Origin of the sequence: Kutzneria sp. CA-103260 (assembly GCF_018263855.1) — a bacterium.
Lineage (GTDB): Bacteria > Actinomycetota > Actinomycetes > Mycobacteriales > Pseudonocardiaceae > Kutzneria.
The window spans coordinates 60,628-86,336 of sequence record NZ_CP073318.1 but is presented as its reverse complement, the minus strand read 5'-3'; the positions used below and the strand labels follow the sequence as shown (position 1 = coordinate 86,336).

Sequence of the window (25,709 nt, the reverse complement as noted above, 5' to 3'; positions counted from 1 at the left end):
CCCGGGGACCAGCGCTCCGCCTCAACCGAAAGTGCGATTCCGGGCCCGGTGGGCTCGGACATTGGCAGCATTGCCGCAGGTCGAGACGTCATGCCAGACCCGGCTGCCGTTGCGTGAGCGGTCGTAGAAGGCGACCGGGCAGCCATGGTTGCGGCACAGCTTGAGCCGCGGCCAGCTGCCCAGGGCGCGGGCCAGCAGGCATTCGGCGAGAATCGCCGAGCGCAGCCAGCCCGCTCCCTCGGCGCTCGGCATCGTCGCGTGCGAACAGCCCGTTTCCTCGGCATTCGCCATCGCGGAGTGCGAACAGGCCGTTTCCCCGAGTCTCGGCACGGCCACGGCCTGCGCGGCGTCGACCCGGATATCGACGGACCCGACCAGCTCCGCCGGCTCACCCCGGACCAAGCGCCGCAAGGTGGTTCGCAGCTCAAGGAGCTCCATCACGTCCACCACGCCCAGCCTCGGCCCGTCCGGGTGAATCGCGGCGAACCACTCCCTCGCCCAGCCCATTTCGGCGAGCAGGTCCTCCCGATAACGGGTGCCGGTGGTGTTGAGGAGTTCCTGGGTGAGCCGCAGCTCCGGCGGCGCCGGGTCGAGGCCGTACCGAGCGGTCGCGGTCATTGGGCCGCGAGCTTGTTCTCGTACACGCGCATGCTGACCGCCGCCAGCTCCAGCACCGGGGTCGGCACGCCGAGCTGGCGGGCCCGGTCGACCAGGTCGCCGAGAATGTGCTCGCTCTCCGTCGGGTAGCCGTTGCTCAGATCGCGGTACATGGAGGTCGCGGCCGGCGAGCCCTGGGCCGTCGACCGGGCCCGCAATGCTTCGTGCACCGCTTGCGGCAACGGGTATCCAGCCTTGGCCGCGACCGCCGCGCACTCGTCGACCAAGTCCGCGGCGAAGCGCGCGCCACCGGCGGCGACGATCTCCCCGACGGTGCCGCGCAGCAGACCGTTCGCGCCGCCGAGGGAGGCGATGAAGACCCACTTGGCCCACATGTCGGCGTCGATGTGCTCGGACAGCTCAGCCGGGAAACCCGCGCCGCTCAACGTCTTGTGCACCTCGTCCAGCCGCGCCGGGGCGGTGCCGGCGCGGGCCCCGTAGGACATGTCCTCCAACTCGCCGACCCGCAGGATGTCGCCGTTGTCATCCACGGTCGTCTGCACCCGGACCACGCCGCCCAGGACCCGATCGGCCCCGAACTGCTTGTCCAGGGCCTCCATGTGCCGCATTCCGTTGAGGAACGGCATGATCAGCGTGTCCGGGCCCACCGCCGGCGCGAAGTCCTCGATCGCCTGCTCCAGGCCCGAGGCCTTGACCGACACCAGGATCACGTCGTACGTCTCGGTGATCTCCCCGGTGACCAGCAGTTTCGGCTGGATGGTGAGGTCCTGGCCGGCCCCGTGCACCCGCAGTCCGCGCTGCCGCAGCACCTCGGCCCGCTTCGGCCGGACCAGGAACGTCACGTCCCGGCCCGCCTGCGCCAGCCGCACCCCGAACAGCCCGCCGGTCGCCCCCGCCCCGATCACCAGAACCCGCACGTCGCACTCCCTGTGGTAAGAGTCATTCCCGCTTTTACATCTTACACGTCGCTGACCAGCAGATACCGTTCGTCGTCGATCGGCCCGCCCCACAGCTCCCGGTCCGTCAGCGGGGTCACCACCGCCTGCTGGCGATGCCCCAGCACCAGCCCTCGGCACTCCTCGGCCGTGAGCCCGGCCCCGGTCGACCAGCGGCCCTCGACCAGCACCAGCTTTCCGCCCGGCCGCAGCAACTCCACCCAGCGGCCGACCGCTTCCTCGGGCAGGGTCCACAGCACGTGCCGGGAGAAGACGACGTCGTACGACCCCCGCTCCAAGGGCGGATCCGCCGCGTCCCCAAGGAGAAAGTCGGCACCCTCACCGCACTTGGCTCGGGCGAGCTCCAGCATCCGCGGCGACTGGTCGACCCCGTGCACCTCGTGCCCGGCCGCCGCGAACAGTGCCGTCACACTGCCTGTCCCGCAGCCCAGATCGGCGATCCGGCACCGCCGCGAAGGCAGCCTTGGTAGCAGCACCGCACTCCAGGCCGCCTTCACCGCGGGGTCGCGCAGCCCGTGGTCGGGCTCGTTGTCGAAAGTCGCCGCCGCCTCATCCCATGACATCCAGCCATCCTGGCGCTTGAATGACCGGATGCGGGTGCGAACGGCTCAGGCCGCCGAACTGTCCGAGGTCGGCGAGCTGCGAGTGACGGCCTACAACGCGGATCACCTGCTGGACGCCGCACCGGCCTACGCCGCAGTCCTACGCGAACTCGGGGCACACGGTGACGTGCTGGTGGCAGTGGACGACGGCAAGATCCTGGGCACGGTCACCCTGGAGCGCTGGCACGCGGACAGCGAGCTGGCCACCGGCCCGGCGGAGGCGGAGATCCGGGCGCTCGCCGTCGCCCCGTGGGCTCAGGGCCGTGGAGTCGGCCGGGTGTTGGTGCAGGCGGCGATCGACCGCGCCACCGAGTGGCAGGCCGAGCGGCTCCTGCTGCTCACCCAGCCGTCGATGCGCGCCGCCCACCACCTCTACGAACAGGCCGGCTTCGCCCGTGTCCCGGACCTGGACGTCGAGCCGTTCCCGGGCCTGACCCTGCTGGCGTACCGGCGATCCCTCTAGGGCATCGGCCAAAAGTCTGAGGCGGAACCACTCGGCGGATCGAGGTGGCAAGGCCGGGGCGGGGACGAGACTCGACGGCATGACAAAGCAACTTCGCGTCGGGTGGATGAACATCGGTGTGGGCGCGATCCTGATCGTCGGCTGGATCGCCGCGTTCGTGAGCGGCACGGAAAGCACGGACCAGCTAGTGTTCCAGGGCATCCTGCTGCTGTGCGGCATCGCCATGGTGGTGCAGGGAATCTCCTGGGTGGTCAAGGGCCGCCGGGACTGAGCGGACCACCAGCGTCCGCGCCACGAGGTCGCCGACGCGCTGGTGACGCGGGCTGAAGACCATCACGAGCAGGCCGGCCAGTCCGAAGGCGAAGCCGTCGACGGATTGGAGCAGGACGCGCAGCAGATACGCGCCGAGCTTGGGGGTGCCGCCCCACTCGGTGACGATCCGCAGGCCCAGCAGCCGCATGCCGGGGGTGCGGCCGCCGGTGCGGTGCGGCATCCACACATCGGTGGCCAGGTTGCCCAGCAGCAGCAAGACGATGAACACCGCCCCCGGCACGTACCACAGCGACCGGTAGGGCGCCACGGCGAACATCATCACGATCAGCAGCGCGAACGGCGGCACGAAAGCGATCAGGCGGTCGATCAGCCACTGCGCGCAGCGCCGGCCCACGACTCCCGTCTCAGCAGACGGCATGACACGCACCGAACCCCTCGGATCGTCTGACGATGCGGCCGTTCCGCACCCGGACCGCGACCTCGGTCCCGTCCACGGCGGACGGTACGCCCACCGCGCCGGCGAAGGCACCCGAGTCGGCGATGATCTGCACTCGCGGCCAGGCCGAACGGGGAAACGCCTGGTGCAGACCCGAGCGGAACTCGGCGATCACCAGCCGGCCCAGCGCCGACAGCTCGGCCGGCTCGGCGGTGACGAAGGCGATCGTCACCTCGTCCGACGGTGAGGCGGCGCGGATCATCTCCTCGGCCGCGGACAGCCGGTGCAGGCCGAGGATCGCGACCACGCCCTTGCCGGTCCGGACCGGCTCACGGCCGAGCAGGTCCATGGCCGGCGGCGGATTCCACGGCTCGTCGACGGCCACGACCGGGGCGAGGATCGGCGGCTGCCCCGGCCAGACGTCGGACAGGGCGAGGTCGGCGAAGCTCTCGCAGGCGGTGACCACGTTGAACGGCTCGCCGAAGCCGGGCGCGGCGGCAGCCAACTGGCTGGCGCCGTGCAGCATGGTCAGCGCCGCCTCGGCGACTCGCACCAGCCGGCCCGCGACCGGGTCGAGGTTTTCCAGGGCCAGCCCCAGCAGGCTGGCGGTGAACCGGGTGAGCTGCGCGAACGGACGGCTGGTCTGCTCGGCGGCCAGCACCTCCGGCATCAGGTCCAGGCCCAGCCGGGCCGCCTCCCGGTCGTTGACCAACGGCAGGCGGGCGACCCAGGCCCGCGCGAACGCGCCCAGCGCCTCGCGGGGCGTCAGCCCGTACTCCGGATCCCGGGGCAGCGGCGCGTTCTCGGCGTCCTCGGCCAGCACCGCGAAGTAGAGGGCCCGCTTGCCCGGCCAGTTCGAGTACACCGCGCCCCGGGTCAGCTCGGCCCGCTCGGCGATGACGTCGATCTTGGCCTCGCGGAATCCCCGCTCGGCGAACTCGGCCCGGGCCGCGGCCAGCACCTTCGCCCGGTTGCGCTCCTGCGCCTCCGCCCTGGTCAGCCGAGCCATGCCCCTCCTCGCGCCACCGGCGTGGCCGACCGTGTCAGGCCTTCCTTGCGCCACCGACCGGCCGAAGATACCGTCACCACTCAGATGGTAGAAACATATGATCTCATCATCTGAATGGAGTCGCCATGCAGCTGGACCCGTCCGACCCCGCCGCGCTGCTCGATCCGGTCGCCACCTACGCGGCCGCCCGCGCCGACTCCCCGGTGGCCCGGATGCCGGTGCCCGGGCTGGGAAAATCTGGGCTGGGCACGTTATGGATCGTCACCAGGCACGAACACGCCCGCGCCGTGCTCACCGATCCCCGCTTCCGCCTCAGCCGGGCCAGCTACGCCATGCGGCCCGCCGGCCTGCCCGACACCGCCAACCTCGGCGAGCTCGACGGCCCCGACCACACCCGCCTGCGCCGCCTGGTCTCCCCCGCCTTCACCGCCCGCCGCGCGGCCGAGTTCCGGCCTCGGATCGAACAAATCGCCAGGGCGCTCGGCGAGCGTCTGCCGGCCGAGTTCGACCTGCTCACGGACTTCGCGTGGCCGCTGCCGATCGAGGTCATCTGCGAGCTCGTGGGCATCGCCGAGGCCGACCGCCCGCTGTGGCGGCGGGCCGGGGTGGCGGTGGCCAGCGGGCAGGGGCAGGCGTTCCAGGAAGCCATTCCCGAAGTGATCGCCGGGGCCAAGGCGGCGGTCGCCCGCCGGCGCGCGGAGCCCGGTGACGACCTGCTGGGCGACCTGGTCCGGACCGAGGCGTCAGACGAGGATCTGGTCGTGCTCTGCTGGCATCTCGTGCTGGCCGGCCAGGTGCCGGGCAACCTGATCGCCAACGCCGTCGAGGCGCTGCTGGACCACCCCGAGCAGCTCCAACTGCTGCGGGACGATCCGTCGCTGATGCCGCGGGCGGTGGAGGAACTGCTGCGCTGGTGCACCCCACAGCTGCTCACGACGCCCCGGTTCACCACCGAAGACCTGGAGATCGGCGGCGTGCCGATCCCAAAGGGCGAGCCGGTCAGCGTCTCGATGCTGTCGGCCAACCGTGATCCGGAGGCGTTCCCCGACCCGGACCACCTGGACCTGACTCGCACTCCAGGTTCCTTGGGCCACTTGGCTTTCGCCCACGGCCCGCACTTCTGCCTCGGCGCGGCGCTGGCCCGCGTGGAGACGGAGGTGGCGCTGACGACCCTGATCACCCTTTTCCCACGGCTGCGACTGGCCGGAAACCCCGTGCGCAGCCCGGATCCGGGGACCTGGCGGCTGGCGGCCCTGCCGATCCGGGTCGACGCCGGGGAATAGCGGCCGCACCGCCCGACTTGTAAGGCGACGTGAGCACACCACAAGGCGCCGTCGCGCCCGGATACGAAGCCGTGCGGGACGAGTTCGCGGCCATCGCCGCCGCCGAGGGCGAGGACTATTCGGCGCAGCTGGCCGCGAACGTCCGCGGCGAACGGGTCGTGGACCTGTGGATCGGCCCGGACATCACCGCCGACTCGCTGTTCGGGGTGTACTCGGCGACCAAGGGCGCGGCGCACCTGGTGGTGGCGCTGCTGGTCCAGGACGGCGTGCTCGACCTGGACCGGCCGGTCGCCGACCACTGGCCGGAGTTCGCGGCCGAGGGCAAGGGCGAGCTCACGCTGCGGGACCTGCTCACGCACCGGGCCGGCGTGGTCGGCGCGGACGACGGGTTCCGCGTCGAGGAGATCGCCGACGACCGGATCATCGCCGAACGCCTGGCCGGCCAGCGCCCGTACTGGCGGCCCGGCACCGCGTTCGGCTACCACGCCCTGGTCATCGGGGCGCTCACCGGCGAGGTCGTCCGCCGGGTGACCGGCCGCAGCATCCAGGAGATCCACGAGGAGCGGGTGCGCGGGCCGCTGGGCATCGACTTCTATCTGGGCCTGCCGGCCGAGCTGGAGCCGCGTTTCCTTGGCACGCAACCGATGCGGCCGACGCCCGAGCAGCTGGCGGAGCTGCGGGCCAATGCCACCGGGCCCAACAGCCTGACCGGGATCGCCTTCAACCGCAACCACCCCGAGGCCGTCGACCTCCAGGAGCTGCCCAACCACCGGGTGATCAGGGAACTCGGGCCGGCCTCGGTCGGTGGCATCGGCACCGCCCGCGGCCTGGCCGACTTCTACGCCGCGGCCATCGACGGCCGGCTGCTCAAGCCGGACACGATCGCCGCCGTCGGCCAGATCCACTCCGCCGGCACCGATCTCGTCACGCGCCAGCCGGCGGCGTTCGGGCTCGGCTTCATGAGCGCCGCGACCGCGTACCCGGTGCTCGGCCAGGGCGCGTTCGGCCATCCCGGTGCGACCGGCACCGAGGCGTTCGCCGATCCCCGCAACGGCATCGCGTACGGCTATGCGCGGCGGCGCTTCGGCTTCCCCGGCGGGCCGGGCCCGGAGAACCAGGGGTTGATCAAGGCCTTGCACGCGGCGGCGACCGCGGTCTGAAATTGCCGTTGACGGACAGCGTCGGCGGGTCTTGACTCGCCGACGTGTTCGGACAAGTCGTGCTGGTGCTGGCGACCGTGGCGACCGGACTGGGCGCCGGGCTGTTCTATGCCTTCAGCTGCGCCGTAATGCCGGGTCTGCGGCGCAGTGACGACGCCACCCGCGTGCAGGCCATGCAGCGGATCAACGAGGCGATCCAGAATCCCGTGTTCGCGCTCAGCTTCGCCGGCGCCCCGCTGCTCACGGCGGTGGCGCTGGTCGCCGACGCCGTCGCCGGCGACTGGCCCCGGGTCCTCGGCGAGGCGCTGGGTCTGATCCTGCTGGGCTCCGCCCTGGTGATCACGTTCCGGATCAACATCCCGCTCAACCTCGCCCTGGACCGGGCCGATCCGGCCGACCCGGCGGCGGCGTGGCGGGCGTTCGAGCGGCGGTGGGTGCGCTGGAACAACGTGCGCACCCTCGCCACCACGGCCGGATTGGCCGCACTGGTGGTCACCCTCGCCCTGATCTGACGGGAAAGCATTCCCGCTGAGTGCGGCGAAAAAACTCAGGCAGTGAAAAATACGGTCAATGGCGACCACGCCGGCTACCGGAAAGCCCGGGGATCAACCGTCAAACACCTACGGTATCGGCCATTCGAGTGGTAACAAACGCCGGCCGTTACACCCGACGCAGGACACCCGCCAGCGCCACCAGGAGCATTGTCCGTGACCGTTGCGCCACATGGCCCCACTCGCCTAATTAGAGTCTTGAACTAAGTGTGGGATTTATGCTCTCTTGACTGCACGTCGCTCCGCAGACCGCCAGCTCGGACGGCCCCTACCCCGTCGCCCTGAACGGAAGAGGGTCCAGTCAGGTGAAATCCAGGATCACGCGCGCCGTCGTCGCCGCGCTGTCCATGCTGTTGGTGTTGTCCACGGCGGCCAACGCACCGGCCGCGCCGCAGGCGCCGCAGTTCAAGGTGTTGGCGTTCTACAGCGGCACGTACGACGACGCGCACATCGCGTTCGAGAAGGAAGCCGCGATCTGGTTCCCCCAGATCGCCGCGCAGTACAACTTCCAGTACACGCAGACCAACAACTGGTCGATGCTGAACACCCTGACCACGGCGACGGCCAACGTGGTCATGTTCCTCGACGACGTGCCGACGGATTCCGGCCAGCGGTCCGGTTTCCAGAACTACATGACGCACGGCGGCGCCTACTTCGGCTGGCACGTGTCGGCCTACAACGATTCCGGCACGAACTGGCCCTGGTTCAACCAGACGTTCATGGGCACCGGGACGTTCAACAACAACACCTGGTTCCCGACCACCGCCATTCTGCACACGGATTCGTCGCACGCGGCGACCAGAAGACTGCCGACGACGTGGACGGCCGGCGTCAGCGAGTGGTACAGCTGGCAGAACGACCTGCGCCAGAATCCGAACATCCAGGTCCTGGCCTCGGTCGACGCGTCCAGCTTCCCGGTCGGCACCGACCCGAACCAGTCCTGGTACAGCGGCTACTACCCGATTCTGTGGACCAACAAGAACTTCAAGATGCTGTACGCCAACTTCGGCCATGACGCGATGAACTACACGACGAAGACGCCGCTCTCGTCGACGTTCGCGGATCCGATCCAGGACAAGTTCATCATCGACGGCCTGCTCTGGCTGGGCGGCGGCACCCCGACCGACGCGCCGACCGACCAGATCAATCCGAACGCCTACTTCACCGTGGTCAACAAGGGCAACGGCAAGTGCGTCGACTCCCGCAGCGCGGGGACCACGAACGGCACCGTGATCCAGCAGTACTCCTGCAACAACAGCAACGCCCAGCAGTTCCAGTTCCAGGGGACCAATGGCCCGTGGCTGCGGGTGAACAACCGCGCCAACACCGCGGAATCGTGGGACGTGACCAACCGGTCCACCGCCGACAACGCCGGCATCCAGCTCTGGAGCTACGGCGGCGGCACCAACCAGCAGTGGCAGGCGGTCTTCGAACCGGGCGGCTACTGGCACTTCGTCAACATGAGCAGCCAGAAGTGCCTGACGGCGTCCGGCTCGGGTGACGGCACGCAGCTGACCCAGGTCACCTGCACCGGCGTCGCCTCGCAGTCCTTCCAGCTCCAGCAGCAGTCCTGACCCACCCCCGCGCGGAAGGGGGCTTTCCTGGCGTTGAGCGCCAGGAAAGCCCCCTTCACCGCACCGGGAATGCAGGGAAAGTCCCCTTCCCGGCAAAAGGGGAGCAGCTACCCCGCGGCCAGATCCACGCCGGCCGTGGCCAGCAGGCGCGGCGCGTTCGACAGCACGATGCCCGCCGCGCCGCGGACCTCGGCCCGGTCCCCCAGCTCCCCGGCCACCACGGAGGCCTGCCGGGCGCCCAGGGACAGGGCGTGCTTGCGGATGTTCCACCGGATGGGGGCCAGGATCAGCTCCCCGGCGGCGGCCAGATCCCCGCCCACCACAACGAGTTCCGGGTCCACCAACGTCACCACCGAGGCCAGCACGCGGCCGACGGCTTCGCCGGCGTCCTCGACGGCCCGGCACGCGCCGGCGTTGCCCTCGGCGACGAGTCGGGGCAGATCCAGCGGCGTCACGGGCTCGCCCCAGCTGCGGGCCAGCAGCTCGGCCACGGCCACCGGACTGGCGACGGTTTCCAGGCAGCCCCGGTTGCCGCAGCGGCAGATCCGCCCGCCGGGCTCGGCCAGCAGGTGCCCGACCTCGCCGGCCAGGCCGCGGGCGCCCAGCATCAGTTGTCCGTCAACGACAATGCCCGCGCCGATGCCGGCCGACAGCCGCACGTACACCATGTCGCCGGTGTCGCGGGCGACGCCGTAGAGCCGCTCGGCCAGGGCGCCGGCGTTGGCGTCGTTGGTGACCAGGCCGGTCAGCCCGGTCCGCCGCTCCAGCTCCCACGCCGGCCGCAGCCCGGCCCAGGCGGACATGATCATCGAGTGGCCGAGCTCGCCGGCCTTGTCCACCGGCGAGGCGATGCCGGTGCCGATGCCGAGCACCCGTTCGTCCGCGACGTCGTTGTCCGCCAACGCCTGCGCGACCAGATCGGCGACCAGGTCCAGGGTCTGCGCCGGCTCCCGGTCGACCTCCTTGACCACGAACCGGTCCCACAGCGGCTCGCCGAGCAGGTCGCACAGCACGACCCGCACGTGCTGGTGCCCGATGTCGACCCCGATGGCGTACGCCGCGGTCGGCACCAGGGACAGCGCCTGCGCCGGCCGGCCGGTGCGCCGGGCCGAACCCGGCGGCTCGTCGTCCTCGCGCACGAGACCCGCGGTGATCAGGTCGGTGACCAGGGTGGACACGGTCGCCTTGGACAGCCCGGTCCGGCGGACCAGCTCCACCCGGCTGCTGTGTCCGGTGCGGTGCAGGGCCTGGAGCACCCGCAACCGGCCCTCTTCCCTCAGGTTGAGCGGAGCCTGCGCCATGCGGTCACGGTAACACCTTGACTTAGGGCCACTGCCGGACAATCCTGAGCACCGTAGTCCCGTCGGGGTGCCATTTTTGGGCTAAAACCAGCCATAGTGGCCTTGCCGCCAGCCCCGCACACCGGAGCTTCTCCAACGACGGAGGCAGCCAAGTCATGCGGATATCGGCGACTGTGGCCTCGGCGTGCGCGGTGATCTGCGCGCTGGGCTTGACCACGCTGGGCCTGACCAGTGGCAGCGCGGCTGCCACCGATCCCTTACCCGTCTACAAGGACACCCACTACTCGTTCGCCGAGCGGGCGGCCGACCTGGTCTCCCGGATGACCCTGGAGGAGAAGGTCCGCCAGCTGTCCACCAACAGCGGGCCGGCGATCCCCAGACTCGGGGTGCAGCAGTACACCTACTGGAGCGAGGGCCAGCACGGCATCAACCGGCTGGGCGCCTCGACCAATCCCAACACCCCGCCGGACCAGGTGCACGCCACCAGCTTCCCGACCAACTTCGCGTCCAGCATGGCCTGGGACCCGGACCTGGTGTATCAGGAGACGACCGCGGTCTCCGACGAGATCCGGGGCTTCCTGGACAAGTCGCTGTGGGGCGTCAGCCCCAACAACATCGGGCCGGACGTCAACGACTACGGCTCGCTGACCTACTGGGCCCCGACCGTCAACATGGATCGCGACCCGCGCTGGGGCCGCACCGACGAGGCCTTCGGCGAGGATCCCTATCTGGTCGGGCAGATCGCCGGCGCGTTCGTCAACGGCTACCAGGGCAACAAGCCGGACGGCACCGCCGCCAACAAGTACCTGAAGGTCGCGGCGACCGCGAAGCACTACGCGCTCAACAACGTCGAGCTCAACCGGACCGGCATCAGCTCGGACGCCAGCGACGCCGACATCCGGGACTACTACACCGCGCAGTTCCGCAGCCTGATCGAGAACGCGCACGTGGCCGGCCTGATGACCTCGTACAACGCGATCAACGGCACGCCCTCGGTGGCGGACACCTACACCACCAACGAGCTGGCCCAGCGCACGTACGGCTTCGGCGGCTACATCACCTCCGACTGCGGCGCGGTGGGCACGACCTACAAGCAGCCGAACGACGGCCACAACTGGGCGCCGCCCGGCTGGACCACCGACGGCAAGGGGTCGGGCGCCACCTGGACCAACACCGCGACCGGGCAGCAGGTGTCCGGGGCGGCCGGCGGCCAGGCCTACGCGCTGCGGGCCGGCACCGCGCTGAACTGCCCGGGCGAGGAGAACACGCTGCCCAACATCCAGGAGGCGATCAACGCCGGCGTGCTCAGCGAGGGCGTGCTGGACGCCGCGCTGGTGCCGGTGTTCACCATCCGGATGGCGACCGGCGAGTTCGACCCGGTCGGCAGCGTGCCGTACACGCAGATCACCAAGGCCGCCATCCAGAGCCCGGCCCACCAGGACCTAGCCCAGAAGGTGGCCGACAACTCCTTGGTGCTGTTGAAGAACGACCACAGCGTGCTGCCGGTGACGCCGTCGAAGGTGAAGAAAGTCGTGATCCTGGGCGACATGGCCAACAAGGTCACCCTGGGCAACTACTCCGGCCAGCCCAGCGTGCAGGTCGGCGCGGTCGGCGGCATCAAGGCCGCGCTGCCCGGCGCCAACGTGATCTTCGATTCCGCCGGCACGTCCACCGGCTCGACCGGCCCGGCCACGCTGTCGGCACAGACCCAGGCCGACATCAAGAGCGCCGACCTCGTGGTGGAATTCGTTGGCACCGATGGGACTGTGGCCAACGAGGGGCATGACCGCAGCACGCTCGCGCTGCCCGGCAACTACCACTCGCTGATCACGCAGGTCGCCGCGCTGGGCAACCCCAACACCGCGCTGGTCGTGCAGTCCGACGGCCCGGTCGTGCTCGACGACGTGCAGGGCAGTGTGCCGGCGATCCTGTTCTCCGGCTACAACGGGCAGGCCCAGGGCGCGGCGCTGGCCGATGTGTTGACCGGCAAGCAGAATCCGAGCGGCCACCTCAACTTCACCTGGTACAAGGACGATTCGCAGCTGCCGCCGATGAACGACTACGGCCTGGCCCCCAACGAGACCAACGGCCTGGGACGGACCTACCAGTACTTCACCGGCACGCCCAGCTACCCGTTCGGCTACGGCCTGAGCTACTCCACCTTCGGCTACTCGCCGGCGACGATCGACAAGTCGACGGTCAACGCCGACGGCACCGTGAACATCTCCTTCACGGTCACCAACACCGGCAGGACCGCAGGCGCCACGGTGGCGCAACTCTATGCGGCGCAACAGTTCACGGTGCCGAACGTGGAGCTGCCGATCAAGCGGCTGGCCGGCTTCAAGAAGACCGACGTGCTCAAGCCGGGGCAGTCGCAGAAGATCACCATCCCGGTGAAGCTCTCCGACCTGTCCCAGTGGGACGGCACGAAGCAGGCCGTGTACAACGGCGTCTACCAGTTCCAGGTGGCGTCCAACTCCCATGACGTGGCCAGCGCGGTGAAGACCACGGTCACCGGGGCGATCACGCCGAAGATCTCCTACGTCACCGTGCAGCCGGGGGCGGTCGAGTACCGGGCCGGCGACACGATCGACCTGACCGGCAAGAACAAGTGGATCGCCGACGACACCGGCCAGCAGCACGCGGCGGCCGACAACGTCGTGACGGCCGTGAACAACGACCAGTCCTTTGTGGACCTCTCCAAGGCCAAGGTCACCTACGCGTCGAGCAACACCAACGTGGCCACGGTGGACGCGAAGGGCCTGGTGCGAGCGGCCGGCGACGGTGTGGCCACGATCAAGGTCACGGTCAACGGCGTCGCCGGCACCGCGGTGATCGTCGTCGGGCACTCGCTGACGCTGTCCGTCCCGCCGATCGTCAAGGCCGGCAACAGCGTCACCGCGACCACGTCGTTCGCCAACGGCGGCAACTCGGCCATCAGCAACGTGACGATGTCGATCACCGCGCCGGCCGGCTGGACGGCCACGGCGACCTCGCCGGCCAGCTTCCCGTCGGTGGCCGGCGGCCAGACCGTGAAGACGACCTGGCAGATCACCGCGCCCGCGAACGCCGCGGCCGGCGCCTATCCGTTCAGCGCGGCGGCGACCACAAGTGCCGGCACCAGAACGGATGTCGGGCAGATCTCGGTGCCGTACGCCTCGTTCACGGCCGCCTACAACAACGTCGGCATCAGCGACGACCACAACACCGGGGCCGGCAACCTGGACGGCGGCGGCCTGAGCTACTCGGCCCAGGCGCTGGCGGCGGCCGGTCTCACGTCGGGCGGCACCGTGCAGCACGACGGCCTGACCTTCACCTGGCCGACGTCCGGCAACGGGCAGCCGGACAACGTGCTCACCGGCGGCCAGTCGGTGCTGCTGTCCGGTTCCGGCAGCAAGCTGGGCTTCATCGGCACCGGTGACTCCGGCACGCCGTCGGGCGGCGGCACCATCGTCTACACCGACGGCACCACCCAGCAGTTCGCGCTGGGCTTCAACGACTGGTGGCAGTCGCCGTCGATCCCCGGCGAGGAAGTGCTGGCCGCGCTGCCGTACCTCAACAACGGCGGCGGGCAGCAGACACAGAAGGTCAACATGTACTACTCGTCGGTGCCGCTGCAGGCCGGCAAGACGGTCTCGGTGGTGACCCTGCCCAACGTCACCTCGGTGGCCACCCAGGGACAGCCCAAGCTGCACGTGTTCGCGGTCGCCGTCGGCTGATCGCGGTGCTGGCGCCCCGCCCGGTCAGCGTGGACCGGGCGGGGTTTCCGCACGTCCAGGGCCACTAGTGTCAACTTCTTGCGCTGTGTAGTCGAACTCTTGCAGCTTTCCGTTCAGAAGCCTATGGTCGGTTCACTTCCCTGTTACACCGGCTTCCGAATGGACCCTGCCATGCGAAGCTTGAGAAGCCTGATCGCCGTAGCGGCCCTGCTGTTGAGCGCTCTGGTCGCCGTGCACGCCCCGGCGGCGCTGGCCCGCAACGCGGCCGGACTCTCCGACAAGGTGCAGCTGTTCTACTACCCCTGGTACGGCAGCCCGACCGTGAACGGCAGCTACCGGCACTGGGACCAGGGCGGGCACACGCCGCCGGACGACATCGGCTCCAACTTCTACCCCTCGCTCGGGGCCTACGACTCCGGCGACGTCAACGGCGCGGTCGACCAGCAGATGACCTGGATCGCCCGATCCGGCGCCGGCGTGATCATCTACAGCTGGTGGGGCCAGGGATCCTATGAGGACAATCTCGCCGCCGGCGTGCTGGCCGCGGCCGCGCGACACGGCATCCGGGTCGCCTGGCACATCGAGCCGTACGGCAACCGCACCGGCGCGTCCGTGGCGTCCGACATCCAGTACATCAACTCGCGCTACGGTTCCAGCCCGGCGTTCTACCGGGATCCCTCACACGGCAACAAAGCCGCGTTCTACGTCTTCCAGAGCCTCAACATCACCGACTGGTCCGCGCTGGACTCGGTGACCGGCGGCAACATCGTGCTCGCGCAGACCACCGACACCTCCAAGGTCGCGCACTTCAACGGCATGTACACCTACGACGGCATCGCCGCCGCGACCGCGCCCGGCTGGGCCAACGCCGGCGCGTACTGCCACCAGCACGGCATGGTGTGGGCCCCGTCGGTGGCTCCCGGCTACATCGACGACCGCGCGGTGCCCGGCAACACCACGCCGACCGTCAACCGGGACAACGGATCCGAGTACGACAAGACGTGGAACAACGCGCTCAGCCCGAGCATCAGCGGCAACCCGGACTGGGTGTCGGTGACCTCGTTCAACGAGTGGCACGAGGGCTCCCAGATCGAGCCGGCCAGCTCGAATCCGCCGGCGGGACACGGATATCTCACCTACGACGGCGCGTACGGGCAGTCCGGCACGGCCTCGTCGACGGCCTACCTGGACCGGACCAAGTACTGGGTGGACAAGTTCGACCCGGGGGCGATGGCGCCCGCCGACGTGAACCTGGCGCTGGGCAAGGCAATGACCGCCAGCGGCTCACAGGGCGGCTTCCCGCCGGGCAACGCCAACGACAACAACACCAGCAGCTACTGGGAAAGCGCCAACAACGCGTTCCCGCAGTGGCTCCAGGTGGATCTCGGCGCGTCCACCGCCGTCAACTCGATCACGCTGACGCTGCCGCCGTCGACAGCCTGGGGCGCGCGGACGCAGACCCTCACCGTCAGCGGCAGCAATGACGGCACCACCTTCACCAATGTGGTGGCCAGCAACGGGTATCGCTTCGATCCGGCCACCGGCAACACCGTCACGATCTCGCTGCCCGGCAGCGCGCAGCGGTACGTGCGGCTGACGTTCACCGGCAACACCGGCTGGCCGGCCGGACAGGTGTCGGAGTTCCAGGTCTACGGCACGCCGTCCGCCCCGCCGCCGCCCGGCTCGCCGGAGCAGCGGGCCGACGCGCTGCTGGCCCAGATGACCACCGACGAGAAGCTGACCATGATGCACGGCGGGGCGTCCTGCGGCTACGGCGCCTGCGTGGATCCGATTCCCCGCCTCGGGATTCCCGGCCTGCACCTGCAGGACGGGCCGGCGGGTGTCGCCGACGGCGCTGTCGGCGTCACCCAGCTGCCGGCGCCCGTGGCCGGCGCGGCGACCTGGGACAGCGCGCTGATGAAGCAGTACGGCGGCGTGATCGGGGCCGAGGAGTGGGGCAAGGGCGCGAGCCTCGTGCTGGGTCCAACGATCAACATCGTCCGGGATCCGCGCTGGGGCCGGGCTTTCGAGTCGCTGGGCGAGGACCCGTACCTGGCCGGCCAGCTCGGCGCGGCCGACCTGCGGGGCATCCGCGCGCAGGGGCCGATGACCCAGGTCAAGCACTACGCCGTCTACAACCAGGAGACGTACCGGAACACCGCGCAGGACAACGCCGTCGTCTCCGACCGGACCGAGCAGGAGATCTACCTGCCGGCGTTCCAGGCGGCCGTCCAGGAGGGCCAGACCGACTCGGTGATGTGCTCGTACGCCGAGATCAACGGCACCTTCGCCTGCGAGAACGGGCAGCTGCTGAACACGATCCTGCGGCAGCAGCTGGGCTTCTCCGGTTTTGTCACCTCGGACTGGGGCGGCACCCACTCCACCGTCCCGTCGGTCACCAACGGCATGGACATGGAGATGGACGGCAGCCAGTACTACGGCGCGCCGCTGACCCAGGCCGTGGCCAGCGGGCAGGTGTCCATCGCGACCATCGACAGCCATGTGCGGGCCATCCTGGTGGCGATGTTCCGGGCCGGGCTGTTCGACCACTCCCCAACCGGCACGATCAACTCCGTGGTCACCTCCGACGCGCACACCGCCGTGGCCTCGCAGGTCGCCACCGAGGGCAGCGTGCTGCTGATGAACAGCAACTCCGCGCTGCCACTGGGTGCCGGCTCCATCGCCGTGATCGGTGACGACGCCGGGCAGAACGCCCTGACCGCCGGCGGCGGCTCAGCGCACGTCAACGCGCCGCACGTGGTCACGCCGTACCAGGGCATCAAGGCTCGGGCCGCTGGTTCCACCGTCACCTACGCCCAGGGTGTCGCCGCGCCGAACGGGGAGATCATCGACCCGTCCGCCTTCGGCAACGGGCTGACCGCCACCTTCTACGACGGCACCAGCATGTCCGGCCCGCCGTTGTTGACGCGGACCGATCCGAACGTCAACTTCATCTGGGGCACCCAGTCCCCGACCGCCGGCGTGCCGGCGACCAACTGGTCGGCCAAGTGGACCGGCGCCCTGACCCCGCCCACCACCGGCAGCTACACCTTCTCGCTGACCAGCGACGACGGCAGCCGGCTGTTCGTCAACGGGCAGCAGGTGATCAGCAACTGGGCCGACCAGCCGCCGACCACCAGGACCGGCTCGATCACCCTGACCGCCGGTCAGCCGGTCAGCGTCGAGGTCGACTACTTCCAGGACGGCGGCGGCAGCCAGCTCAACCTGGGCTGGCAGATCCCCAACCAGGACCTGCTGGGCCAGGCCGTCACCGCCGCCCGCAACGCCGCCACCGCCGTCGTGTTCGTCAGCAACGCCGGCTCCGAGGGCGGCGACCTCCAGAACATCGACCTGTCCGCCGACCAGAACACCCTGGTCAGCCAGGTCGCCGCCGCCAACCCCAACACCATCGTCGTGGTCAACTCCGGCTCGGCCGTCACCATGCCGTGGGCCAACTCGGTGCGGGGCATCGTCGAGAACTGGTTCCCCGGTCAGGAGGACGGGGCCGCCATCGCCGCACTTCTGTTCGGTGACAGCAACTTCTCCGGCAAGCTGCCCGTGACGTTCCCGAACTCGCTGAACGACGTGCCGGCCCACACCCCGGCCCAGTGGCCCGGCCAGAACGGCAGCGTCCAGTACTCGGAAGGACTCGACGTCGGCTACCGCTGGTACGACAGCCAGGGCGTCACCCCGATGTTCCCCTTCGGCTTCGGCCTTTCCTACACCACCTACGCCTACTCGAACCTCACAGTGTCCACACCGGACAGTTCCGGCGCCGTGCAGGTGGCCTTCGACGTCACCAACACCGGCTCCCGCGCCGGCACCGAAGTCGCCCAGGTCTACGTCGGCCAGCCCGCCACCACCGGCGAGCCCCCCAACAGCCTTCACGGCTTCACCCGCGTCACCCTCACCCCCGGCCAGACCCAGCACGTGACGGTCACCCTGGACGCCCGCAGCTTCCAGTACTGGAACAACGGCTGGACCAAGGCGACCGGCGCCAACACCATCCGAGTGGGCGGCTCCTCCCGATCCCTCCCCCTCACCGGATCCGTCACCATCTCGTGACGCCCCAGGTGGTCGGCCGGTTTCCCTGTCCCGGCCGACCACCTCCGGGTCTTCGGTGCGGTTGGGCCCCCGAAACACGCCCAGTTCCGGGCGCGGGTACGCCGCTGGACCCGAGATTTCAACTCGTCGAGTCCGGATGGCGCGGCGCGCCGTCGAGACCCCCCATGCCCGGTGCGGATCACCGGTTCTTGAACTCCTCGATGGCTGCCCGGGTCGTCGCGGACATCGCATCGCTGCCACCGTGCCCGGAGTCCTCGATGATGTGCAGCCGCGCGCCCGGCCACGCCTTCGCCAGTTCCCACGGCGTCTGCACCGGGCAGCCCATGTCGTGCCGGCCGTGCACCAGCACCCCCGGTATCCCGGCCAGCTTGTGCGCGTCGCGCAGCAGCTGATCCTCCGCCAGCCACGCTCCGTTGCTGAAGAAGTGGGCACAGATCCGCACCATCGCGATCTGGGCGTCGACCTCGCGGTCGCTGTAGACGCCGGGCGAGCCGTTGGGCTCGTTGGAGATCACCGCGTCCTCCCAGGCGAGCCAGTCGGCAGCGGCCTTCTCCCGGATCGCCTGGTCAGGATTTTCCATCAGCCGCGAGTAGGCCGCCAACAAGTCGCCGTCCCGCTCGTCTTCGGGAACGCCGTCGCGGAAGCGGTCCCAGGCCTCGGGATAGAACCGTCCAGCGCCCCGGTAGAGCCAGTCGATCTCGGACCGGCGGCACATCGTCACCGCCGGGATGACCACCTCACTGACCCGCTCGGGGTGCTGCTGCGCATAGGCGAGAACGAGGGTGGCACCCCAAGAAGCACCGTTGAGCAGCCATTTGTCGATGCCGAGGTGCGCACGCAGCCGCTCCATGTCGTCGATCAGGTGCTGGGTGGTGTTGAGCCTCATGTCCGCCGCCGGGTCGCTGGCATGCGGAGTGCTGCGACCGCAGTTGCGCTGGTCGAAGCGGATGACGCGGTAACGCTCGGGATCCCAGGCTCTCGTCGGCTGCCGCGGCGCACCCGCTCCCGGGCCCCCGTGCACGTTCAGCGCGGGCTTCCCGTCAGGGCTGCCGAGCTGCTCGTAGTAGATGCGGTTACCGTCCCCGGTGTCGAGAAATCCAGTGTCGTACGGACTCGTCGGCGGATAGAAATCAACCATGATCGTTGATCCTACGAGAACGATCGTCACGCAGGTCCCGATTTCCGACGTCCAGGTTCGCCGGCTACGAACCGGTGTGGGACCACGACCGGGCGATGAGCCCCCAGATCCAGCTTGGTCGACAAAGCTGGCGATGCAGCCATGTCGATCTTCAAAGCCACAACGCCATAAGCTGATCGGATTCACAGGTAGCTCGATCGTGTATAGGTTGGCACGTAAGGGAAATCGGCTTCCATTGGCGGTAGAATGGGGGCATGACAGCGATCTCCGAAGGGACTGCCCGGTGGCAGCTCGACAGGGAATCGCTGCATGCCGCTCTCAGCCACGGCGAGGCCGAGCGCCGCCGGATCTACCCGGAGAGCCTGGAAGTGGTGTGAGAGCTGTTGTCCCGCACCCCGTGGTGCTGGGCGGTCGATCCGATCCCCTGGACTTCGGACGGCTGACCCGCACAATTCCCCACCGGCTACGGCGGGCGTTGATCCTGCGGGACCAGGGCTGCGCCTTCCCCGGCTGAACGGGAGACCGGAGTTCAGCCCACCCCACTACTTACGGAACCAGGCGGCTAGTCGTTGTCCCGCAGGCGCTTCAGCGTCAGAGCCAGCCGGAGGCGGAATCGGCCGTCGGCGGTGTCGAGGCGAAAGCCCAGCACCCGTTCGGCGTGCTCCAGCCGCGGGGCGATGGTGCTGTGGTGCCGGTGCATCAGAGCAGCGGCCTGGCGGACGGAGCTGGTCACGGTCACAGCCTCCAGGAGCTCCAGCTCGTTGGCCAAGCCGTCGAGGGCGATCACGTCGGGGGCCTTGGCGATCTCGGCTGGCGGCAGGCCGGCCAGCAGGTGGGCGGCTCCCAGTTCCTCGGCGTGGACGATGGGCGTTGTCGCGGTGGCGAAACGCAGTGCGGTCCGCGCTGACCGCCACGCGGTGGGGGCCTCGATGGCCGGCACTCTGGCGCTGACACCGGCGAAGCCTTGCTGCGCGGGGATTTCCTCACCGGTCACGAGCAGCGGGCGGGCATCGCGCACGGCCAGCACCCGGAGCCGGGTGGTGGGCATCAGGCCCAGCAGCTGGATGGCCCGCAGCCGCTCCGGCTCGCCGGCGCTGTCGCTGATGGCCAGCTCCACCAGCGCCGGATCGCCCAGCGCGGGCGGCGGGACCCGGCTGTGGTCGAGCAGCACGGCGGCGGTGATGGCCAGGCGTTCCAACAGGATCTGGTCCAGCGGCAGCGGCTGCCCGTCCCGCGCCAGCCACACCACCGTGTCATCCTCGAGAACGGAGGTCACGGCCCCGGCCGGCACGGGGCCACCCACGCCGACCGGGCACTCGGCCAGCTGGCCGGCCTGGCGGACCACCTGGTCCATGGTGGCGCGCCGGGCGATCAGCCGGTCGAAGAAGCCGATCACGCGCACGGCGTCCTCGGCATCGGCGTCCAGCCCCGACAGCCGCAGCAGCAGACCTTCCATGCCCCCGACAGTACCCCCGCCACTTGGCGGGTGGTCGGGCTCGAACCGCCACCACGTGTCGGTGGCGGCCCGCCCGGTGGTTGGCCGAAGCTGGTGACCATGACGTACGCGCTGGATCCGGAACTCGCCACCTGGCTGGACATGATCCCCGACATCGGGGCGGGCATCCTGAACGACCTGCCCGCCGCTCGCGCCCGGGCCAAGGAGATGCTGAGCAAGAGGGGCGCGGACTACCGGCCGACCCGGGAACTCACCATCGAGGACACCATGGCCGGAGACGTTCCCGTCCGGGTGTACGCCCCGGCCGAGCGGGACGGCCTGCGCCCCGGGCTGCTCTACATCCACGGCGGCGGCTTCATCATGGGCAGCGTCGGCGAGTTCGACGCCGGCGTCCAGGAGTACGCGGACCGGCTGAACATCGTGGTGGTGTCGGTGGACTACCGGCTCGCGCCCGAGCATCCCTACCCGGCGCCGCTGGAGGACTGCTACACCGCGCTGACCTGGCTGGCCGACAAGGCGTCGGATCTGGGCGTCGACCCGGAACGCATCGGCGTCGCCGGCATGAGCGCGGGTGGCGGCCTTGCCGCCGGGGTCACGCTGCTGAGCCGGGACCGGGGCGGCCCGGCGTTGTGCCTGCAGTACCTCGGCATCCCGGAGCTCGACGACCGCCTGGACACGCCGTCGATGCGGGACTATGTGGACACTCCGGGGTTCAAGCGGCCGCTGGCCGTCTTCAGCTGGGATGCCTACCTCGGCAAGGGGGTGCGCGGCACGGCCGACGTCCCGATCTACGCGGCGCCGGCCCGCGCCACCGACCTCACCGGCCTGCCGCCGACGGTGGTGACCGCCTGCCAGTACGACCCGCTGCGTGACGAGGCCATCGACTACGCGCAGCGCCTGATGCATGCCGGCGTGCTCACCGAGCTCCGGCACTACGCCGGCACCTTCCACGGCTCGGCGAAGATACGCGATGCGGCGGTGACCAAGCGGCAGCTCGCCGACACGATCGAGGATCTTCGCCGCGGCCTGCGGGCCTAGCCGGGGAGCACGTAGGAGAAGCGGCGGATCCGAGGAATCCAGCCCCGCACGTCAGTCACGTCGTCGATGGTCACCTGATTCGACACCTTGGCCAGGCCGTCGTGCAGGTGTCGCCAGCGGGCCACGGCCTCGTCGGGAATCGCCCCGACGAGGTCGTTGCGCCAGACATCGTTCTCCTTGTGTGGCGCCAGTTCAGCCACGAACGCCGTCCATCCCGTGCCTGGGAACCGCCGCATCACAGCGTCGAACACCACACAGGTGAGGTCGGCATGGGCGGTCAGCAGCCCGAGCAGGACGATCACCACCTGGTACTCGCCGCCGAGGAAGCTGGCAGCGTCGGAGAGGTTCCGGGTGGCGCGGATCATGCGGTACAGGTTGATGATTCGCTTCGCCTCACGCGGCGTGGCGACCAGTGGGTCCAGAGCTGACAGCAGCTCCAACTCCGGCTGCGTCAGCGGCCGCGGCGGCGACACCTCGCGACGCGGTTGCCGCTGAGTGTCCACTTCGGACCCTGGCTCCACGGTGATCAGTCCGGGCGCGGCGACCGGCGGCGGCGACGGCACGTCGACGATCGTCGAGCCCGGTTCGTCCACAATGGATTCCGCGACCAGACCGCCCAGCAGCCGACTCATGCTGCCGTCGGTCATTCCCGGCAGCACAAAGGGAATATTGACGATCTTCTCCAGATAGTCCTCGGGTGTGGCGTGGCCGTCGAGGATCTCGCCGTAGTGGCTGCGCACCGAGCTGAGCAGCCAACGCGGGTCGACGCCGACCACCACGACAAAGAGCTCGAAGGCCAGCAGCAGGTGCACGGCTTGCAGCACTTCGACCACCTGGCGCGGGCTGCACCGGTCGAGATCGTCGATGTAGAGCACTATGCGTTCCACCGGCCGCCGCGGCGAGTCCCCTTGGTCGGGGTTGGCCCGCCAGTCGGCCATGAGGTCCACGAGCTGCTTGAAGTCCTTGCGGATCAGGGAGATCAGGCCGAGGTTGCCGCTGTATGCCTCGCTGCGGGCCCGGTCGGCGAGGAACGAGTAGAGCCGGCTGCCCGGGGCCAGCTGCGCCAACTCCCGGCCCAGTTCGCCGACGTGCTGGACCACCTGCTTCAGCTGCGCCTCGGCGACCAACTGCTCGGCCTCGGCCTCTCGCAGCCGCGCCAGCATGTCGCCGACGGATTTGTCGGCCTCCCGGGCCAATCCCGAGTGCAGGTCCTCCGTGAGCTCCCGCAGCTGCCGCAACCCGGACCGCGCCTTCGCCAGCGCGTACGTGCCCCAGCCGGCGACCAGGACGAACGCGCCGCCGACCCCGGCCAGCCACGCCCGCAGCTCCGGGGCGATCGCCACCGTGAACAGTCCGCCCAGCAACAGAATCGCCGCCACCGCCAAGGCGATCCGACCTCGGCGCTCCTTCGGTGCGCGGCGCAACACATCCGCCTCGGTCAGCGTGCCGCTCAGCTCCTCGGCCAGCAGCTTGCCCCGCTCGGCCTCGTCCCTGATGCCGAGGCGGTCCCAGAGCTTGTCGATTCCCACCCGCAGCTTGGTGGATTTCCCGATCGCCGCAACAAGATCCCGGGCGCTGACGTCTCGGTCGGCAGCGGCCTTGTCCACCTGCGCCCGCAGATCGGCGGCGGTCTCCCTGGCCTGCCTGGTCGCCGCCTCCAGCTGCTTGCGGTGTTCCAGCTGCCCGGCCAACTCGGTGCGGATCTGCTCGGCCCGCTCCTTGGGCTTGGTCTCCGACCCCGCGAGCTGCCGGAAGATCTCGTCGCCGAGGCTGGCCCAGAGGTTGCTGTCCGCGTAGTGCCAGGCGTTGAAGGCGATCTGGGCGATCTCCCCGCAGTAGCGGTCGTCCTGCCGGGCCAACCGCCCGACCTCCGTGCGCAGCAGGCCCATGAAGTAGCTCTTGCCCGCACCCCACGGGCCGAACACCCCGATGGACAGCGGCAGCGGCGTCTCCCGATCGGCGATCACCGTCGCCAGCATCGACACGTACGGCGCGAACCCGAGCCGGTCCTTTTCGAGCGCGATCGGCTGGGTGGGATCGACCAGATCGCTGGAAATCCCGCCAGCGAGGTCCCCGCCCTCAGGTGCCACCGGCGACCGGACTTCTGCCTCGGCGAACCCGAGTTCGGCAAACTCCTTCCGGATTGTGGCCACGGTGCTCTCGGTCTGGCCGAAAAAGACGATCCGCTGCAGGCGACGCAGTCTCTGCGTCATGGCGACCGCCGCCGGCACCATCGCGTGGGCGACCTTGGTCAAGTCCTCGCCGAGAACTCCCGTCCCCAGCAACGGCATCCCGACTGCCGTGACCCCGGCATCGCTGGCCGCGGTCAAGGCCGCCCGGGTGGCCGTGATGATCGACGCCGCGGTGGCTTCCACGCCGCGATCGCTCCGAGCCGTCACCAGGATCGCCCTTCGCAACCAGCTTTCGCGGTGTAAGGGCAGGTCCGACACCACCGGGTTGGCGGCCGAGATCCCCAGATAGTTGATCTCATTCCACAGCGCGTCCGGGAATTCGGCCCGCACCGCCTCACCGAGGCTACCGAGGCCGCTGCCGACCGACAGTACGATGCCATCGATGTCCAGTTCCCACGGCCGGTCGGTTAGCGCGAACGCGAATTCGACGCCGTCGACAACGCCGACTCGATACTCCTGCCCAGCAGTGACCCCCGTCATGCCGGTGATTGTCGCAGGACCGCCGGCACGGCGTGGCCCTGGAAGTCCACCTGGCGCCAGTCGTCGCCGGTGATCACGCCACGGCAGGTCGCCGTCCCGCAGCGGCAGTCCATGCGGAACGCCGATTCCGTGGTCTGCGACGCGTAGTCCACGGTCAGCTCCGCGCCGATGGCCAGGTCACGGCGGGTGGCCAGGGTAGAGGCGTCGACGTGCCACATCGAGGGATCGCAGCTGTGGTTGCCGAAGTGGATGGGCTGGCCGGGCGGCAGGACGAGGTGCTGGTCGTCGTCGATCGCGATGGTGTCGACGTATTCCGTTGCGGAGTCAAGCAACCGCAGCAGCTCGGCGGTCGACACCAGTGTGCCGGTGAGGCGGGCGACGACCGTGCCGGCGGGAATGGGGCGGGTGGCGAACAGGCCGCTGCCCTCGATGGCCGAGCGCCGGACCTCGACGTCGGGGTGCAGCCAGCTCATCGGCGCCTCGGGAACGGGATCGTGGTCAGGTCGGCGGCCACGTGGATCTCGCCCTTGAACTCGAGTGCCGCCTCCTCGCGGAAGCGTTCGGCCTCGTCGTACGGGTAGCGCTGGGAGAAGTGAGTCAGCACCAGTTCCCGGGCTCCGGCCTCGGCGGCCAGGCGGCCGGCCTCGCGGGACGTGAGGTGGCGGTACATGTGGGCCAGTTCCCGGTCGGCGTCGAGAAAAGTCGACTCGGCGACAAGGAGATCCGCGCCCTGGGCCAAGGTCAGCGCGCCCGGACACATGCGGGTGTCCATGACGAAGGCGAAGACCTGGCCGGGGCGGAAGACGCTGACCTCGTCCACCGTCACCCGGCGGCCGTCGATCTCGATGACGCCGTCCCGCTGCAACTGGCTGACCTGCGGACCGCGAATGCCGAAGTGGGCCAACCGATCGGGGAGCATGCGGCGCCCATCCGGTTCGGCCAGGCGATAGCCGTAGCAGTCGATACGGTGATCCAGGGCCGCCACCGACAGCAGGGCGTCCACCGGACCGTCCACTTGCAACGGAACGGTGACCAGCGTTGCCCGCTCATGGAAGGAAGTCGCGTGCCGCAGGCGGTCGAAGTACACCTGCCCGGAGGCCGGGTAGTAGCAGCGCACCGGGTGCGGGACGTTGTCCAGGGAGAGCCGCTGGATGGTGCCGGCCAGGCCCAGGCTGTGGTCGCCGTGGAAGTGGGTGACGCAGATACGGGTGATCTCCGTGGCCGACCGGCCGGCCAGGATCATCTGCCGCTGCGTGCCCTCGCCCGGGTCGAACAGGACGCCCTCCGCGTCGAAACGCAGCAGGTAGCCGTTGTGGTTGCGGTGCCGGGTCGGCGTCTGGCTGGCCGAGCCGAGCACCACGAGTTCACGCTGGGACACCCACCCATCCTGGGCGA

Annotated in this window: 21 protein-coding genes; 10 read left to right on the top strand and 11 right to left on the bottom strand. The window is 69.7% G+C overall.

Annotated features, from left to right (window positions below; all coding sequences use genetic code 11):
* Positions 1-21: 21 nt before the first annotated feature.
* Genes JJ691_RS00405 through JJ691_RS00395 form a run of 3 tightly spaced genes read right to left on the bottom strand, consistent with a single transcriptional unit; the run spans position 22 to position 2,137 of the window.
* A complete protein-coding gene (locus JJ691_RS00405; RefSeq protein WP_211766780.1) occupies positions 22-618 on the bottom strand; it encodes a CGNR zinc finger domain-containing protein in 597 nt (198 codons plus the stop codon).
* On the bottom strand, positions 615-1,535 hold the full coding sequence (locus JJ691_RS00400; protein WP_211766779.1) for a ketopantoate reductase family protein: 921 nt from the start codon (positions 1,533-1,535) through the stop codon (positions 615-617). The genes JJ691_RS00405 and JJ691_RS00400 overlap by 4 nt, the downstream gene beginning before the upstream one ends.
* A gap of 41 nt (positions 1,536-1,576) precedes the next feature.
* Entirely contained in the window at positions 1,577-2,137 is a 561-nt protein-coding gene (locus JJ691_RS00395) for a class I SAM-dependent methyltransferase (RefSeq protein ID WP_211766778.1), read from the bottom strand.
* Between the two features lie 28 nt (positions 2,138-2,165).
* On the opposite strand from JJ691_RS00395, the gene JJ691_RS00390 reads away from it, so the two are divergent.
* On the top strand, positions 2,166-2,639 hold the full coding sequence (locus JJ691_RS00390) for a GNAT family N-acetyltransferase (RefSeq protein WP_249227603.1): 474 nt from the start codon (positions 2,166-2,168) through the stop codon (positions 2,637-2,639).
* A 184-nt stretch (positions 2,640-2,823) separates the two neighbouring features.
* Here the strand turns inward: JJ691_RS00390 and JJ691_RS00385 are convergent, their stop codons facing one another.
* On the bottom strand, positions 2,824-3,330 hold the full coding sequence (locus JJ691_RS00385) for an RDD family protein (RefSeq protein ID WP_211766776.1): 507 nt from the start codon (positions 3,328-3,330) through the stop codon (positions 2,824-2,826).
* The gene (locus tag JJ691_RS00380; RefSeq protein ID WP_211766775.1) at positions 3,317-4,357 is read right to left on the bottom strand and encodes a TetR/AcrR family transcriptional regulator; all 1,041 of its coding nucleotides are present in this window, start codon (positions 4,355-4,357) and stop codon (positions 3,317-3,319) included. Before JJ691_RS00380 ends, JJ691_RS00385 begins: the two co-directional genes overlap by 14 nt.
* A 125-nt stretch (positions 4,358-4,482) precedes the next feature.
* Between JJ691_RS00380 and JJ691_RS00375 the strand changes: the two genes are divergently transcribed.
* From JJ691_RS00375 to JJ691_RS00360, 4 genes are all read left to right on the top strand, one after another.
* Entirely contained in the window at positions 4,483-5,640 is a 1,158-nt protein-coding gene (locus tag JJ691_RS00375; RefSeq protein WP_211766774.1) for a cytochrome P450 family protein, read from the top strand.
* Between the two features lie 29 nt (positions 5,641-5,669).
* Entirely contained in the window at positions 5,670-6,800 is a 1,131-nt protein-coding gene (locus JJ691_RS00370) for a serine hydrolase domain-containing protein (RefSeq protein ID WP_211766773.1), read from the top strand.
* A 44-nt stretch (positions 6,801-6,844) separates the two neighbouring features.
* Entirely contained in the window at positions 6,845-7,312 is a 468-nt protein-coding gene (locus JJ691_RS00365) for an anthrone oxygenase family protein (protein WP_249227602.1), read from the top strand.
* 344 nt (positions 7,313-7,656) lie between these two features.
* Positions 7,657-8,925 carry a ThuA domain-containing protein gene (locus JJ691_RS00360; protein WP_249227601.1) on the top strand — a complete coding sequence of 423 codons (1,269 nt, stop codon included), beginning with the start codon at positions 7,657-7,659 and terminating at the stop codon, positions 8,923-8,925.
* A gap of 107 nt (positions 8,926-9,032) precedes the next feature.
* Here JJ691_RS00360 and JJ691_RS00355 read toward each other — a convergent pair whose 3' ends face one another.
* A complete protein-coding gene (locus JJ691_RS00355) occupies positions 9,033-10,226 on the bottom strand; it encodes an ROK family transcriptional regulator (RefSeq protein WP_211766772.1) in 1,194 nt (397 codons plus the stop codon).
* A 155-nt stretch (positions 10,227-10,381) separates the two neighbouring features.
* Between JJ691_RS00355 and JJ691_RS00350 the strand changes: the two genes are divergently transcribed.
* Both JJ691_RS00350 and JJ691_RS52015 read left to right on the top strand, forming a co-directional pair.
* Entirely contained in the window at positions 10,382-13,945 is a 3,564-nt protein-coding gene (locus JJ691_RS00350) for a glycoside hydrolase family 3 C-terminal domain-containing protein (protein WP_211766771.1), read from the top strand.
* Between the two features lie 171 nt (positions 13,946-14,116).
* Positions 14,117-18,010, top strand: coding sequence for a glycoside hydrolase family 3 C-terminal domain-containing protein (locus JJ691_RS52015; protein WP_249227600.1), 3,894 nt, complete (start codon positions 14,117-14,119; stop codon positions 18,008-18,010).
* Positions 18,011-18,188: 178 nt separating this feature from the next.
* Here JJ691_RS52015 and pip read toward each other — a convergent pair whose 3' ends face one another.
* A complete protein-coding gene (gene pip, locus JJ691_RS00325) occupies positions 18,189-19,148 on the bottom strand; it encodes a prolyl aminopeptidase (protein ID WP_211766770.1) in 960 nt (319 codons plus the stop codon).
* A 254-nt stretch (positions 19,149-19,402) separates the two neighbouring features.
* On the opposite strand from pip, the gene JJ691_RS52865 reads away from it, so the two are divergent.
* Both JJ691_RS52865 and JJ691_RS00320 read left to right on the top strand, forming a co-directional pair.
* On the top strand, positions 19,403-19,525 hold the full coding sequence (locus tag JJ691_RS52865) for a hypothetical protein (protein WP_256449351.1): 123 nt from the start codon (positions 19,403-19,405) through the stop codon (positions 19,523-19,525).
* Positions 19,522-19,662, top strand: coding sequence for a hypothetical protein (locus JJ691_RS00320; RefSeq protein WP_211766769.1), 141 nt, complete (start codon positions 19,522-19,524; stop codon positions 19,660-19,662). Before JJ691_RS52865 ends, JJ691_RS00320 begins: the two co-directional genes overlap by 4 nt.
* A gap of 48 nt (positions 19,663-19,710) precedes the next feature.
* Here the strand turns inward: JJ691_RS00320 and JJ691_RS00315 are convergent, their stop codons facing one another.
* Positions 19,711-20,604, bottom strand: a complete 894-nt coding sequence (locus JJ691_RS00315) for a helix-turn-helix domain-containing protein (protein ID WP_211766768.1) — start codon at positions 20,602-20,604, stop codon at positions 19,711-19,713.
* Positions 20,605-20,703: 99 nt separating this feature from the next.
* Here JJ691_RS00315 and JJ691_RS00310 point away from each other — a divergent pair, with 99 nt between their 5' ends.
* Positions 20,704-21,642, top strand: coding sequence for an alpha/beta hydrolase (locus JJ691_RS00310; RefSeq protein ID WP_211766767.1), 939 nt, complete (start codon positions 20,704-20,706; stop codon positions 21,640-21,642).
* Here JJ691_RS00310 and JJ691_RS00305 read toward each other — a convergent pair.
* Genes JJ691_RS00305 through JJ691_RS00295 form a run of 3 tightly spaced genes read right to left on the bottom strand, consistent with a single transcriptional unit; the run spans position 21,639 to position 25,692 of the window.
* Positions 21,639-24,314 carry a P-loop NTPase fold protein gene (locus JJ691_RS00305; RefSeq protein ID WP_211766766.1) on the bottom strand — a complete coding sequence of 892 codons (2,676 nt, stop codon included), beginning with the start codon at positions 24,312-24,314 and terminating at the stop codon, positions 21,639-21,641. The two genes, JJ691_RS00310 and JJ691_RS00305, sit on opposite strands and share 4 nt — an antisense overlap.
* Positions 24,311-24,787 (bottom strand): SET domain-containing protein, encoded by a 477-nt coding sequence (locus JJ691_RS00300; RefSeq protein WP_211766765.1) that lies wholly within the window; start codon positions 24,785-24,787, stop codon positions 24,311-24,313. Before JJ691_RS00300 ends, JJ691_RS00305 begins: the two co-directional genes overlap by 4 nt.
* Positions 24,784-25,692, bottom strand: coding sequence for a ribonuclease Z (locus JJ691_RS00295; protein WP_211766764.1), 909 nt, complete (start codon positions 25,690-25,692; stop codon positions 24,784-24,786). Before JJ691_RS00295 ends, JJ691_RS00300 begins: the two co-directional genes overlap by 4 nt.
* Between the last annotated feature and the right edge of the window lie 17 nt (positions 25,693-25,709).